This window comes from Pseudomonas sp. PDM14 (assembly GCF_014851905.1).
GTDB lineage: Bacteria > Pseudomonadota > Gammaproteobacteria > Pseudomonadales > Pseudomonadaceae > Aquipseudomonas.
Genome location: NZ_JACVAQ010000002.1, coordinates 1018341 through 1031720, shown reverse-complemented (window position 1 = coordinate 1031720; position 13380 = coordinate 1018341). Strand labels below are relative to the sequence as shown.

General features: G+C 64.9%; 12 protein-coding genes. 8 read left to right on the top strand and 4 right to left on the bottom strand.

The genetic code is table 11. The annotated features are described in order from the left end of the window. The first annotated feature begins 4 nt into the window (after positions 1-4). Entirely contained in the window at positions 5-904 is a 900-nt protein-coding gene (locus IB229_RS17350) for an efflux RND transporter periplasmic adaptor subunit (RefSeq protein ID WP_192331156.1), read from the top strand. Between the two features lie 42 nt (positions 905-946). Here the strand turns inward: IB229_RS17350 and IB229_RS17345 are convergent, their stop codons facing one another. Both IB229_RS17345 and IB229_RS17340 read right to left on the bottom strand, forming a co-directional pair. Next, on the bottom strand, positions 947-1417 hold the full coding sequence (locus IB229_RS17345; RefSeq protein ID WP_192331155.1) for a MaoC family dehydratase: 471 nt from the start codon (positions 1415-1417) through the stop codon (positions 947-949). Continuing rightward, positions 1414-2373: an alpha/beta hydrolase gene (locus tag IB229_RS17340; protein WP_192331154.1), complete on the bottom strand. Its 960-nt coding sequence runs from the start codon at positions 2371-2373 to the stop codon at positions 1414-1416. The genes IB229_RS17345 and IB229_RS17340 overlap by 4 nt, the downstream gene beginning before the upstream one ends. 219 nt (positions 2374-2592) lie before the next feature. Between IB229_RS17340 and fadD2 the strand changes: the two genes are divergently transcribed. Both fadD2 and fadD1 read left to right on the top strand, forming a co-directional pair. Beyond that, complete coding sequence (gene fadD2 / locus IB229_RS17335) at positions 2593-4281, top strand: long-chain-fatty-acid--CoA ligase FadD2 (protein ID WP_192331153.1); 1689 nt, start codon at positions 2593-2595, stop codon at positions 4279-4281. Between the two features lie 394 nt (positions 4282-4675). Beyond that, positions 4676-6367 (top strand): long-chain-fatty-acid--CoA ligase FadD1, encoded by a 1692-nt coding sequence (fadD1, locus tag IB229_RS17330; RefSeq protein WP_192331152.1) that lies wholly within the window; start codon positions 4676-4678, stop codon positions 6365-6367. 57 nt (positions 6368-6424) lie between these two features. Here fadD1 and IB229_RS17325 read toward each other — a convergent pair whose 3' ends face one another. After that, positions 6425-6829 carry an acyl-CoA thioesterase gene (locus IB229_RS17325; RefSeq protein WP_192331151.1) on the bottom strand — a complete coding sequence of 135 codons (405 nt, stop codon included), beginning with the start codon at positions 6827-6829 and terminating at the stop codon, positions 6425-6427. 63 nt (positions 6830-6892) lie between these two features. Then, positions 6893-7762 (bottom strand): LysR substrate-binding domain-containing protein, encoded by an 870-nt coding sequence (locus IB229_RS17320; RefSeq protein WP_192331150.1) that lies wholly within the window; start codon positions 7760-7762, stop codon positions 6893-6895. Between the two features lie 133 nt (positions 7763-7895). Between IB229_RS17320 and IB229_RS17315 the strand changes: the two genes are divergently transcribed. The 5 genes from IB229_RS17315 (at position 7896) to IB229_RS17295 (ending at position 13365) form a co-directional block, all read left to right on the top strand. Beyond that, entirely contained in the window at positions 7896-8948 is a 1053-nt protein-coding gene (locus tag IB229_RS17315) for an agmatine/peptidylarginine deiminase (protein WP_192331149.1), read from the top strand. Positions 8949-8952: 4 nt separating this feature from the next. Beyond that, entirely contained in the window at positions 8953-9861 is a 909-nt protein-coding gene (aguB, locus tag IB229_RS17310; RefSeq protein WP_192331148.1) for an N-carbamoylputrescine amidase, read from the top strand. Between the two features lie 2 nt (positions 9862-9863). After that, positions 9864-10958: an extracellular solute-binding protein gene (locus IB229_RS17305; RefSeq protein WP_192331147.1), complete on the top strand. Its 1095-nt coding sequence runs from the start codon at positions 9864-9866 to the stop codon at positions 10956-10958. Positions 10959-11004: 46 nt separating this feature from the next. Beyond that, positions 11005-12129, top strand: coding sequence for an agmatine/peptidylarginine deiminase (locus tag IB229_RS17300; protein WP_192331146.1), 1125 nt, complete (start codon positions 11005-11007; stop codon positions 12127-12129). 330 nt (positions 12130-12459) lie between these two features. Beyond that, the gene (locus tag IB229_RS17295) at positions 12460-13365 is read left to right on the top strand and encodes a LysR family transcriptional regulator (protein WP_192331145.1); all 906 of its coding nucleotides are present in this window, start codon (positions 12460-12462) and stop codon (positions 13363-13365) included. The last annotated feature ends 15 nt before the right edge of the window (positions 13366-13380 follow it).

The following is a 13380-nucleotide window of genomic DNA, read 5'->3' as shown; positions in this document are numbered from 1 at the left end:
AATGATGCGAGCGACCCTGCGAGTCGTGATTACCCTGAGCCTGGTTGCCGTGGCCATATTGGCCGGCTACTGGCTGTGGCAGCACTACATGCTGTCGCCCTGGACCCGCGACGCCCGGGTGCGCGCCGATGTGGTGACCATCGCCCCGGATGTGTCCGGCTGGGTGGTCGAGCTGCGCGTGCACGACAACCAGCAGGTGGCGAAGGGCGAGGTGTTGATGAGCATCGACCGCGAGCGCTACCAGGCGGCGCTGGACAAGGCCAAGGCGCTGGCCGAAACCCGTCACCATCAATTGCGCCTGCGTGAGCACGAGGCCTCGCGCCGTGCCCACCTCGGTCCGCAGGCGATCAGCGCGGAGTTGCGCGAGAACGCGCAGATCACCGCCGATGTCGCCCGTGGCGAGTACCGTGAGGCGCTGGCCGAACAGAAGATCGCCGAACTCAACCTGGCACGCAGCGAGGTGCGCGCGCCGCGTGCCGGGCAGATCACCAATCTGCACCTGGCCCAGGGCAACTACGTGCAGGCCGGGCAGGCGGTGATGGCGCTGGTCGACGACCAGTCGTTCTACGTGCAGGCCTATTTCGAGGAAACCAAGCTGCCCGGCATCGCCGTCGGCGCGCCGGTGCAGGTGTGGCTGATGAGCAGCGGCGAGCCGCTGGCCGGCACGGTGGAAAGCATCAGTCGCGGCATCACCGACCGCAACGCCAGCCCGGACGGGCAACTGCTGGCCAACGTCGAACCGACTTTCAACTGGGTGCGCCTGGCCCAGCGCATCCCGGTGCGCATTCGTCTGGACGAAAAGCCGCAGCACCTGCCACTGAGTGCGGGGATGACCGCGAGCGTGAAGGTCGGTGCGCTACAGGCGGCGCCGGAGTCGGCGCAGGACGCAGGCGCGCCGCACTGAGCGGCGCGTGCCCTCGGCCGCTAGGCGAGGGCGCCTGGGTGATCAGCCGATGGCGACGGTGGGCATGTCCGGCATGGTCACCGTCTGTTCGGCGCGCGGGGCGAGCACTTCGGCTTCACCGTCGACCACCTGCTCACCGTTCTGGTTGAACACGCGGGTGGCCAGTTTCACGCGGCCCTTGGGCAGCTTTTCCAGCACTTCCAGCTTCACCGTCAGGTTGTCGCCGAGCTTCACCGGGCGGGTGAACTTCAGGCTCTGACCCAGGTAGATGGTGCCCGGCCCAGGCAGGCGGCAGGCGATGGCCGCACTGATCAGCGCGCCGCTGAACATGCCATGGGCAATACGCTCCTTGAACATCGTCTCGGCAGCGAAGGCGGCGTCCAGGTGCACCGGGTTGTTGTCGCCGGAGACCGCGGCGAACAGCTGGATGTCGCGCTCTTCGACGAGCTTGTCGAAGCTCGCCTGCTGGCCGACTTCGAGGGCTTCGTATGGGATGTTGGTGACCTGGGTCATGGGGTTTCCTCGGCAGGTGTGGGGCACGAGCGGCTGCGGCTGAGCGCCGCGTTGAGCCAGTCGCGCAGATCGCGGGTGACCTCGTCGCGGTTGCTCTCGTTGAGCAGCTCGTGACGGGCGTGCGGGTAGATCTTCAGATCGACATGGCGCATGCCGGCCGTGCGCAATGCATCGGCCAGATCGGCAAGACGCTTGCCCTGGCTGACCGGGTCACAGTCGCCGCCGGTGACCAGTAGCGGCAGCTCGCTGTCGATCTGCGCCAGGTTGTCGAGTGGGGTGATCTGCTGGAAGCCGCCCATCAGGTCCCACCACAGCTGGGTGCTGCAGCTGAAACCACAGAGCGGGTCGGCGACGTACTTGTCGACTTCGGCCGGATCGCGGCTGAGCCAGTCGAAATCGGTGCGGTTGGGCTTGAAGGCCTTGTTGAACGAGCCGAACGAGAGGAAATCGATCAGCGTGCTGGGCGCCTTCGGCCCCAGGCGCCAGCGTTCGAAGCGCACCAGCTGCCTGGCGATGTTGTACAGGCCGATGGATTGGTAGTTGGAGCCGGAGAGAATCACGCCCTGCAGGCTGCAGCTGTGCTGCATCAGGTAGGCCATGCCGATGTAGCTGCCCATGCTGTGCGCCAGCAGGAGGATCGGCGCCTGCGGGTGCTGCTGGCGAATCAGGTGATTGAGGCTGGAGAGGTCGTCGACCACTTTGGCCCAGCCATCGGCGTCGGCGTAGTGGCCGAGCGTGCCGTGTTCGGCCGTGCGGCCATGGCCACGCTGGTCGTGGGCGTACACCTCGAAGCCATCGGCGACCAGCGCCTCGGCCACGCGGGCGTAGCGCGCGCTGTGCTCGGCCATGCCGTGGGCGATCATCACCACCGCCTTTGGCGCGGTGTCGGCGAACCAGCGGTTGACGTACAGCTGGGTCCCGTCGCTGGCGGGCAACCAGAAGGCCTCTTGGCGCATGTGAAGACATCCCTGCATGAAAAGTCCGTGCATTGTGCACAGGGCATCACGACCCGCCTAGTCTGCCTGTTGGCACGGTCGGCGGCAGCTCTGAAATTCACGGTATCAATGACGCGCCCCGAACTATTTGCCTGACACCGCATAGCTGTTAAGTTCGGGAAAGCTTTTCCCGCCAGACGGGAAGCTTCAGACACATTCAGGTCAAGGGGAACAAGAACAATGCAACCTGACTTCTGGGACGACAAGCGCCCGGCCGGCGTCGCTAGCCAACTGGATTTTTCCACCTACCGCTCGGTGGTCGAAGTCTTCGAGCGCTCCTGCAAGAAATTCGCCGATCGCCCGGCCTTCAGCAACCTCGGCGTGACGCTTACCTACGCCGAGCTGGAGCGCTACTCCGGAGCATTCGCCGCCTGGCTGCAGAAGAACACCGATCTTAAGCCCGGCGACCGCATCGCCGTGCAGATGCCCAACATCCTGCAGTACCCGATCGCGGTGTTCGGTGCCATGCGCGCCGGCCTGATCGTGGTCAACACCAACCCGCTGTACACCGTGCGCGAGATGCGTCACCAGTTCAAGGACGCCGGCGTGCGTGCCCTGGTGTACCTCAATACGTTCGGCAAATCGGTGCAGGACGCCCTGCCCGACAGCGAGATCGAGTACCTGATCGAGGCACGCCTCGGTGACATGCTGCCGAGCCTCAAGGGCTGGCTGGTCAACACCGTGGTGAAGAAGGTCAAGAAGATGGTGCCGGACTACCATCTGCCCCAGGCACTGTCGTTCAAGAGCGTGCTGCGTCAGGGCCAGGGCCACGGGCTCAAGCCGGTCAAGGTCGGTCTCGACGACATCGCCGTGCTGCAGTACACCGGCGGCACCACCGGCGTGGCCAAGGGCGCGATGCTGACCCACGGCAACCTGGTGGCGAACATGCAGCAAGTGCACAACTGCTTGCAGCAGACCGGCGAAGACGGCATGCCGCTGATGAAGGAGGGCGGCGAGATCATGATCGCGCCGCTGCCGCTCTACCATATCTATGCCTTCACCGCGAACTGCATGTGCATGATGGTCAGCGGCAACCACAACGTGCTGATCACCAACCCGCGCGACATTCCCGGCTTCGTCAAAGAGCTGGGCAAGTGGCAGTTCTCCGCGTTGCTGGGCCTGAACACCCTGTTCGTCGCGCTGATGGACAATCCGGAGTTCAAGAACCTCGATTTCTCCCGCCTCAAGCTGACCAACTCCGGCGGCACCGCGCTGGTCAAGGCCACCGCCGAGCGCTGGCAGGAAGTCACCGGTTGCGCCATCGTCGAGGGCTACGGCCTGACCGAAACCTCGCCGGTCGCCACTACCAACTGCTACGGTGAACTGGCGCGCCTGGGTACCGTGGGTATTCCGGTGGCGGGTACCACGCTCAAGGTGATCGACGACGATGGCCTCGAGCAGCCGCTCGGCGAACGGGGCGAGTTGTGCATCAAGGGCCCGCAGGTGATGAAGGGCTACTGGCAGCGCGAAGAGGCGACCGCCGAAGTGCTCGACGCCGAAGGCTGGTTCAAGACCGGCGACATCGCGGTGATCGACCCGGACGGCTACGTACGCATCGTCGACCGCAAGAAGGACATGATCATCGTCTCGGGCTTCAACGTGTACCCGAACGAGATCGAGGATGTGGTCATGGCTCACCCGAAGGTCGCCAGCTGTGCAGCCATCGGCGTGCCGGACGAGAAATCCGGCGAGGCGGTCAAGCTGTTCGTCGTGCCGCGTGAAGGTGGCGTGACGGTGGAAGAGCTCAAGGCCTATTGCCGGGAGAATTTCACCGGTTACAAGGTGCCCAAGCATATCGTCCTCAGGGAATCGCTGCCGATGACCCCGGTCGGCAAGATCCTGCGCCGCGAGCTGCGCGACATCGCCTAAGCACCTGTTCAAAGTCTGCTGCGCGTCGGCCATGCTGCGTTGAAATTGGGTCGGGACACGGCGTCTCAGAATGCTCATTTACCATTCGTAAACTGCGCTTCTTTGCCCAATTTCGCTTTGCCTGGCTCTAGCTCGCGAGACTTTGAGCAGGTTCTGAAGCCCTGCCGGACAGGGTTCGGCAAGTCGCTCGAAGGGATGATAAAAGTATGACCGATCAGCAATGATCGGTCATTTTTATGACCGGCAAGGCCATGTTTGGTGCTAGGCGCTATCTGGCAAAGCTGCTACTCTCGGCGCGGTTTTTTTGCCGATCCGTCGGCCTCAAAAGCACACCATCACAACAAATAGCCGCCATTGCGCGGGTAAATAAGCTGTAGCTCAGGAGTAGGCTTTCATGACCGAAAACTTCTGGAAGGATAAGTATCCTGTCGGGATCGCTGCCGAGATCGATGCCGATCAGTACCCCAATATCCAGGCGGTACTGAAACAATCCTGCCAACGCTTTGCCAACAAGCCTGCATTCACCAATCTGGGCAAGACCCTGACCTACGGTGAGCTGTACGAGCTCTCCGGCGCGTTCGCCGCCTACCTGCAGAACCACACCGACCTTCAGCCTGGCGACCGCATCGCCGTGCAGCTGCCCAACGTCCTGCAATACCCGGTCGTGGTATTCGGTGCGATGCGTGCCGGCCTGGTCGTGGTCAACACCAACCCGCTGTACACCGCGCGGGAAATGGAACACCAGTTCAACGACTCCGGCGCCAAGGCGCTGGTGTGCCTGGCCAACATGGCCCACCTGGCCGAGGAAGTGCTGCCCAAGACTGGCATCAAGCACGTGGTCATCACCGAAGTGGCCGACCTGCTGCCGGTGCTCAAACGCACCCTGGTCAACTTCGTCGTCAAGCACGTGAAGAAGATGGTCCCGGCCTACAACCTGCCGCAGGCCGTGAAGATCAACGAGGCGCTGGCCAAGGGCCGCGGCAAGCCGGTCAAGGAGGCCAGCCCGAGCAATGGCGACGTCGCCGTGCTGCAGTACACCGGTGGTACCACCGGCGTGGCCAAGGGCGCGATGCTGACCCACCGCAACCTGATCGCCAACATGCTGCAATCCAAGGCGCTGATGGGCTCCAACCTCAATGAAGGTAGCGAGATCGTCATCTGCCCGTTGCCGCTGTACCACATCTACGCCTTCACCTTTCACTGCATGGCGATGATGCTGACCGGCAACCACAACATCCTCATCACCAATCCGCGTGACCTGCCGGGCACCGTGAAGGAACTGGGCAACTGGAAGTTCAGCGCCTTCGTCGGCCTCAACACCCTGTTCGTCGCCCTGTGCAACAGCGAAGACTTCCGTCGTTTGGACTTCTCCGCCCTGAAGCTGACCCTGTCGGGCGGCATGGCCCTGCAGTTGGCGGCGGCTGAGCGCTGGAAGGAAGTCACCGGTTGCGCCATCTGCGAAGGTTACGGCATGACCGAAACCAGCCCGGTGGTCTCGGTCAACCCGTTCCAGAACATCCAGATCGGCACCATCGGCATCCCGGTTCCGTCGACCCTGTGCAAGGTCATCGACGACGACGGCAAGGAGCAGCCGCAAGGCGAGCGTGGCGAGCTGTGCGTCAAGGGCCCGCAAGTGATGAAAGGCTACTGGCAGCGTCAGGAAGCCACCGACGAGATGCTCGATGCCGAAGGCTGGCTGAAGACCGGTGACATCGCCGTGATTCAGGAAGACGGCTACATGCGCATCGTCGACCGCAAGAAGGACATGATCCTGGTGTCCGGCTTCAACGTGTACCCGAACGAGCTGGAAGACGTGCTCGCCACCCTGCCGGGCGTGCTGCAGTGCGCGGCGATCGGCGTGCCGGACGAGCGTTCGGGCGAGGCGATCAAGGTCTTCGTCGTGGTCAAACCGGGCGAGAGCCTGACCAAGGAGCAGGTCATGGAGCACATGCGTGCGAACCTGACCGGCTACAAGGTGCCGCGCTTCGTCGAGTTCCGCGAAGGCCTGCCGACCACCAACGTCGGCAAGATCCTGCGTCGCGAGCTGCGTGACGAGGAGTTGAAGAAGATCGCCGCCAAGGCCTGATCTTCTTCAGCGTGAAAAAGCCCCGCTTCGGCGGGGCTTTTTCGTTCCTGCGGTTCTCTATTCGGGCAGTAGAGCTTGGCGTAGCGCATCGGGCAGAGCGGTCGGCTGCTTGCTCTCGGGGTCGATGCACACTTGGGTCATCGAGGCGCGAAAGGTCACCTCGCCCGATGTCTGGCGACCTTCCACGGCGAAGCTGAACGAGGTGGCGCCGGGTGTTTCGCTGCGCACCTCGATGTGGATCACCTCGTCCCAGGTCATGGGCGAGAGGAACTCGATCGACAGCGCCCGCGCCGGCGGCAGGATGCCCATGGCGAAGAGCTTGCGCAGCCCCTCGCCACCCAGTCGATGGGAGAGGAATTCGTGGATCGCCTCGATGACGAAGTAGGCGATGCGCGGCGTGTAGACGATCCCGGCGGGGTCGCAATCGCCAAACACAACGGTGCGGCTAGTGGTGAAGGGCATGACTGGTCCGTGCCTGCTTGATCCGGTAAGTGATGCCGCGATCATAACGGCTGCCGCAGGCTTTCAGGTGCCGGCACTAGGGCTCAGGCGCTGTTCCAGCCAGTCGCAGAACTGGCGGGTGAGCGGGTCGTGCTCGCTGTCGCGGTGCACCAGCCAGGTCCAGCGCGGGCCGCGCACCCGCTGTTCGCTGAGCGGTTGCAGCAGCGCCTGTGCGCAAGCCGACGAGGCCAGCAGCTCGCTGACCAGGGCGATGCCCAGGCCCTGGCTGGCGGCGTCCAGCAGCAGGCCGGGGTCGGAGAAGTTCAGCCCCTGGCTGTGCTGGCCGATATCGGCGCCGCCCTGTACCTGCCAGTGGGCCCAGTCCATCTCGCGCTCGCCGTGCAGAGTGGTGCGCTCGCTTGCCGGTGTGGCCAGTACGCGCGGGTGGCAGGCCGGGTAGAGACGGTCCTCCAGCAGCACGCGGAAGCTGCATTCGGCCTGGGCGCTGAGGTCGTCGCGCACGGCGATGTCGATGGTCTGGCTGCTCATGTCCGGCACCTCGTCGCTGGTGAACAGCCACAGATCCACTTGCGGATAGCGCCGATGGAAGTCGCCCAGGTGCGGCACCAGCCAGTGGCGGGCGAAGGCCGGCGTGGTGTTGACCACCAGTTGGTTGGGCTTGCGGTACTGCTCCAGGCGGCGGATGCCCACGGCCAGTTGCTGCAGCAGGGCCTGGGTGGTGCTGAGCAGGTCGAAGCCGGCATCGGTCAGTGCCACGCTGCGGCCGTTGCGGAAAAACAGCGGCTGTTCGAGGAAGCTTTCCAGGCTGCGAATCTGCTGGCTGATGGCCGACTGGGTGAGGTGCAGCTCCTCGGCGGCCTTGTGGAAGCTACCCAGGCGGGCGGCGGCTTCGAAGCCGCGCAGGGCGTTTAGCGGAGGCCAGTGTTTCAACATGATCGATAAGTCCAGCTAATCAGAATTACGCAAAATCTATCGTTTGTTGCGCCGTTTTCACAGGCCTAGCATGCAAGCCATCACCGCATCTGCGGTTTTCAGTGATAACAAAGACTTAACTGAAGGCACTTGTATGCAACAGAACGCCGTCGCTTCGAACGCTTGGTTCATGCCCGCCGAATGGGCCCCGCACGCTGCCACCTGGATGGTCTGGCCGCACAATCAGCCGCTGTGGGAGTCCGGCTGGGGCGTGACCCTGGAAGAGGTGCAGGTCGACTTCGCCCGTGTCGCCAACGCCATCGCCCGCTTCGAGCCGGTGAAGATGGTGGTCGACCCGTCGGCGGCGTTCCGTGCTCGTGAACTGTGCGGCAAGGGTGTCGAGTTGATCGAACTGGCAGTGGACGACAGCTGGTGCCGCGACTCCGGGCCGAGTTTCGTCTGCCATCCGCAGATGGGCCTGGCCGGTGTCAGCTGGCGCTTCAACGCCTGGGGCGGCAAGTCCGAGCACAGCCTCGACGAGGGCCTGGCGCGGCGCATCCTCAACGGCCTAGGCCTGGAATGCTTCGGCACGCCGCTCTCCAACGAAGGCGGCGCCATCCACGTGGACGGCGAGGGCACGCTGATCACCACCGAGTCGGTGCTGCTCAACCCCAACCGCAACCCGGGCATGAGCAAGGCCGAGATGGAAGAAATCTTCGCCCGCCTGCTCGGGGTGAAGAAGACCATCTGGCTGCCGGGCGACCCCAAGTACGTCACCGGCGACATGACCGACGGTCACGTCGACGGCGTATGCGCCTTCGCCAAGCCCGGCGCGCTGCTGGTCGACGCTACCCATGACCACGGCTCGGTGTACGCCGAGGTGGTGCGCGAGAATCGCCGCGCCCTGGAACTGGCCACCGACGCCAAGGGCCGCCAGTTCGAGCTGCTCGAACTGTACGAAGCCAGCGATGCGGTGGACACCGAGGCCGAGGTGTTCTGCGCCTCCTACACCAACTTCTACATCTGCAACGGCGCCATCATCATGCCGGCCTACGGCATCGCCGCCGACCAGGTGGCCGCGGACACCCTGCGCATGGCCTTCCCCGGCCGCGAGGTGGTACCGGTGCGCATCAACCAGCTGGCCCACGGCGGCGGCGGGGTGCATTGCATCACCCAGCAGCAGCCGCTGTGGCCGCTGAAGGGTTGATGCCATGAGCAGACTGACCGTCGCCACCACCCAGTTCGCCTGCAGCTGGGACCTCAAGCAGAACCTAGACCGCGCCGAACAGCTGGTGCGTGACGCCGCCGCCCGCGGCGCGCGGCTGATCCTGCTGCAGGAGCTGTTCGCCACCCCGTACTTCTGCATCGAGCAGGACCACAAGCACCTGGCCCTGGCCGAGGAATACAGCGCCAGCCCGCTGCTCAAGCGCTTTGCCGCGCTGGCCGGCGAGCTGGGCGTAGTGCTGCCGCTGAGCTGGTTCGAGAAGGCCGGCAACGCCTACTTCAACTCCCTGGCCGTGGCCGACGCCGACGGCCGCCTGCTCGGCGTGTATCGCAAGACCCACATCCCCAACGCCATCGGCTACCAGGAGAAGGAGTACTTCAGTCCCGGCGATACCGGCTTCCGCGTCTGGGACACCGCCGTCGGGCGCATCGGCGTCGGTATCTGCTGGGACCAGTGGTTCCCCGAGACCGCGCGCTGCCTGGCCCTGCAGGGCGCCGAGGTGCTGCTCTATCCTACTGCCATTGGCTCAGAGCCAGGTGCCGCCGCGCTGGATTCGCGCGATCACTGGCAATTGACCCAGCGCGGCCACGCCGCCGCCAACATCGTCCCGGTGATCGCCGCCAACCGCGTCGGCCGCGAAGTGGCGACCACCGATCCGGGCCTGCAGATGAGCTTCTACGGCTCGTCCTTCATCACCGACCACAAGGGCAAGTTGCTCGCCGAGGCGGATCGCGACACCAGCGGCGTGCTGTTGCGCGAGCTGGACCTCGCCGCCATGCGCGAGGACCGTCTGACCTGGGGCATCTACCGCGACCGTCGCCCGGAGATGTACGGAGCGCTGCTGGGCCTGGATGGCCGCCACCTGCATAGCCACTGGAACCCTCGGGGAGCCTGACCATGAGCCACAAGAAAAGCCTGCTGTTCGCCGCCCTGGCGCTGTGTTGTGCCCAGGCCTCGGCTGCCGTGGAGGAGAAGACCCTGCGCCTGTACAACTGGGCCGACTACTTCGCCGAGGACACCCTCGCCAACTTCACCAAGGAGACCGGCATCAAGGTGATCTACGACGTCATGGAGGGCAGCGAGACGCTGGAGGCCAAGATGATGGCAGGTGGCAGCGGCTACGACCTGATCTTCCCCGGCGACACCGTAGCCGAGCGCCTGATGCGTGCCGGCGCGCTGCAGAAGCTCGACCCGGACAAGCTGCAGCACCTGGCCGACATCGAGCCTGGCCTGCGCACCCTGCAGACCAAGTACCCGTACTCGCGCCACGCCACCGTGCCCTACACCTGGGGCAGCATCGGCATCACCTACAACGCCGAGATGGTCGGCAAGCGCATGCCGGATGCCCCGGTGAACAGCCTCGACCTGTTGTTCAAACCGGAGCACGCGGCCAAGTTCGCCGACTGCGGCATCTCGATCATCGACTCGCCGGACGAGGTCATGGCCGTGGCGCTCAACTACCTCGGTCGCTCGCCGCGCAGCGCCGAGCCGCAGGACCTGAAGGCGGCCAGCGCGCTGCTGCTGGCGATCAAGCCGTACATCCGCAAGTTCCAGTCGCAACCGGTCACCGACCTGGTCAACGGCGACCTGTGCCTGTCGCTCGGCTACAGCGGCGATGTCACCCAGGCCCAGCGCGCCGCCAGTGGTGCCGGCAAGCCGGCGGACTTCCGCTTCCACATCCCGCGCGAGGGCACCACGGTGTGGATGGACACCATGGCCATCCCGGTGGATGCGAAGAACCCGGAATACGCCTACGCCTTCATCAACTTCGTCATGCGTCCGGAAAACATGGCGGCGATCAGCAACTTCACCGGCTACCCGACCTCCAGTGTCAAGGCGCGGCCGATGGTCGACGCCGACATGCGCAACAACCCGGAGATCTACGTCGACGAAGCCACCTATGCGCGACTGATTCCCGGCAAGGACATCCCGCAGCGCGAGATGCGTGCGCGCATGCGCGCCTGGACCAGCTTCAAGACCGCCAGCCACTGATGACGGCCGCGCGCCCATCACCACCCCACGAGAAGAGGGACATCGCATGTCTACCCGTCGCGATTTCATGAAACACCTGACGATGGCTGCCAGCCTCGGTGCCGTCGCCTCCCTGGGCCTGGGTGTCGGCGCACCGCGGGTGCGTGCGGCCCTGGCCGGCAACTGGTACATGCCCGACGAGCACGGCCCACAGGAACGGGTAATCCTGGCGTTCGCCGCGTCCTCGGCGGTCTGGGAGGACTGGACCACGCCGGTCAACGACTGCATCGCGCTGTTGGCCAAGACCATCGCCAGGTACCAGCCGGTGACTGTGCTGTGCCGCGCCAACCAGCTGGCCCAGGCCCGGCAGAAGTGCGGCACCAATAACATCGGCTTCCTCAGCATGCCGCTGGATGATGTGTGGGTGCGCGACTATGGCGGCTGCTTCGTGGTCGACGGCGAAGGCGGGCGCGGCCTGGTCGACTTCAACTTCAACGGCTGGGGCGGCAAGCAGCGCGCCAGCAACGACACCCAGGTTGCCGATAACCTGAGCTACGAGCTGGATGCCAGCTACATCTCCAGCCAGCTGGTGGGCGAGGGCGGTGGGATCGAAGTGGATGGCCACGGCACGGCGATCATCACCGAGAGCTGCTGGGTCAACGGCAACCGCAATCCGGGCATGAGCCGCGCGCAGATCGAGGCCGAGCTGAAGGCCAGCCTCGGCCTACGCAAGATCATCTGGCTGCCCGGCATCAAGGGCAAGGACATCACCGACGCTCACGTCGACTTCTATGCGCGCTTCGTCAGCCCCGGTGTGGTCATCGCCAACCTGGACAACGACCCCAAGTCCTACGACTACGCGGTGACCCGCACCCACCTGAACATCCTCAAGGCGGCTACCGATGCCGACGGCCGCAAACTGGTGGTGCACACCCTGCCGCCGCCCCTCAAGGTGCGCAGCAACGTCTACACCCGCAACAACCCGGACTTCGCCCCCGGCTACATCAACTACCTGCCGATCAACGGCGCGGTGATCGCCCCGCAGTTCGGCGACGCGGCGGCGGACAAGTACTGCAAGGACCTGCTTACCCGGCTCTATCCGGGGCGCACCATCGTGCAGGTGAACATCGACCCGATCGCCGGCGGCGGTGGCGGCATCCACTGCGTGACCAAGAACATGCCGCGGTTATGACGGCTTTCCAAGGCGCCAGGCTATGTTTCGCGGTCCACGATTGCTGTAGGAGCCAGCTTGCTGGCGATGCTTATGTACGCAAGACCGGATCGCCAGCAAGCTGGCTCCTACGCACTACTGCCAAGCACGTTTGGCTCTTAGCCCCCTCTCCCTCCGGGAGAGGGCCGGGGTGAGGGAAGCCCCACTCGGAGCCTCCTGTAACGCGAGTCCTCTTCTCCCCAGAGGGCGTGAGGCCAGCTCTCCTGGCCCACCCTTGAGCAGATCGACGCCAACGCCTCCGGCTTATACAGTTGCGCCCACTGCAATCGTTGCAATGGGAGGGTGCGTCACATGCAATTGCCGGATCTCAACCTGCTGGTGGCCCTGGATATCCTGCTCGACGAGGGTAGCGTGGTCGGCGCCGCACGGCGCATGCACCTCAGCGCACCGGCCATGAGTCGCACCCTGACGCGTATCCGCGAGGCGGTCGGCGATCCGATTCTGGTGCGTGCCGGGCGCGGCCTGGTGCCGACGCCGCGGGCGCTGGAACTGCGCGAGCAGGTGCGTGGTGTGGTCGAGCAGGCCGCCGGGCTGTTTCGCTCCTCGGAGGTCGACCTGCCGACTCTGCAGCGCCACTTCAACGTGCGCACCAACGACATCTTCATGGTCTGCTACGGCGGCCAGCTGGTCGAGCGTATGCACCAGCAGGCACCGAACGTGGTGCTGCGCTTCGTGCCGGAGATCGACGGCGACGACGATGCCATGCGCGAAGGGCGCATCGACCTGATCGTCGGAGCGTCCAGCAGCCTGACGCCAGAAATCAAATCCCAGGGGCTGTTCGAGGCGAGTTTCGTCGGTCTGGCGCGCCAGGATCACCCGATCTTCGACGAGCCCATCAGCCCCGAGCGTTTCGCCCGTTTCGACCAGATCAGCATTTCCCGCCGCGGCCTGGCGCGTGGGCCCATCGACCAGCGCCTGGCTGAGCTGGAGCTGACCCGGCGCGTGGTGCTGATCTCGCCGAGCTTTTTCTCCGCGGTGCTGGCGCTGATGGAGTCGGACCTGATCCTGCCGGTGCCGGACCTCGTCGCCACCACCTGCCAGCGCCTCGGGCTGCCGCTACGCCGCTTCGAGATTCCCCTGGCGCTGCAACCGGTGCCGGTGCGCCAGTCGTGGCACCCGCGGTTCGACAACGATGTGGGTCACCGCTGGCTGCGTGGCCTGATCAAGCAGTGCTGCGAGGAGGGCCTGCGCAGCTAGTTGTCAGGCGTGCGT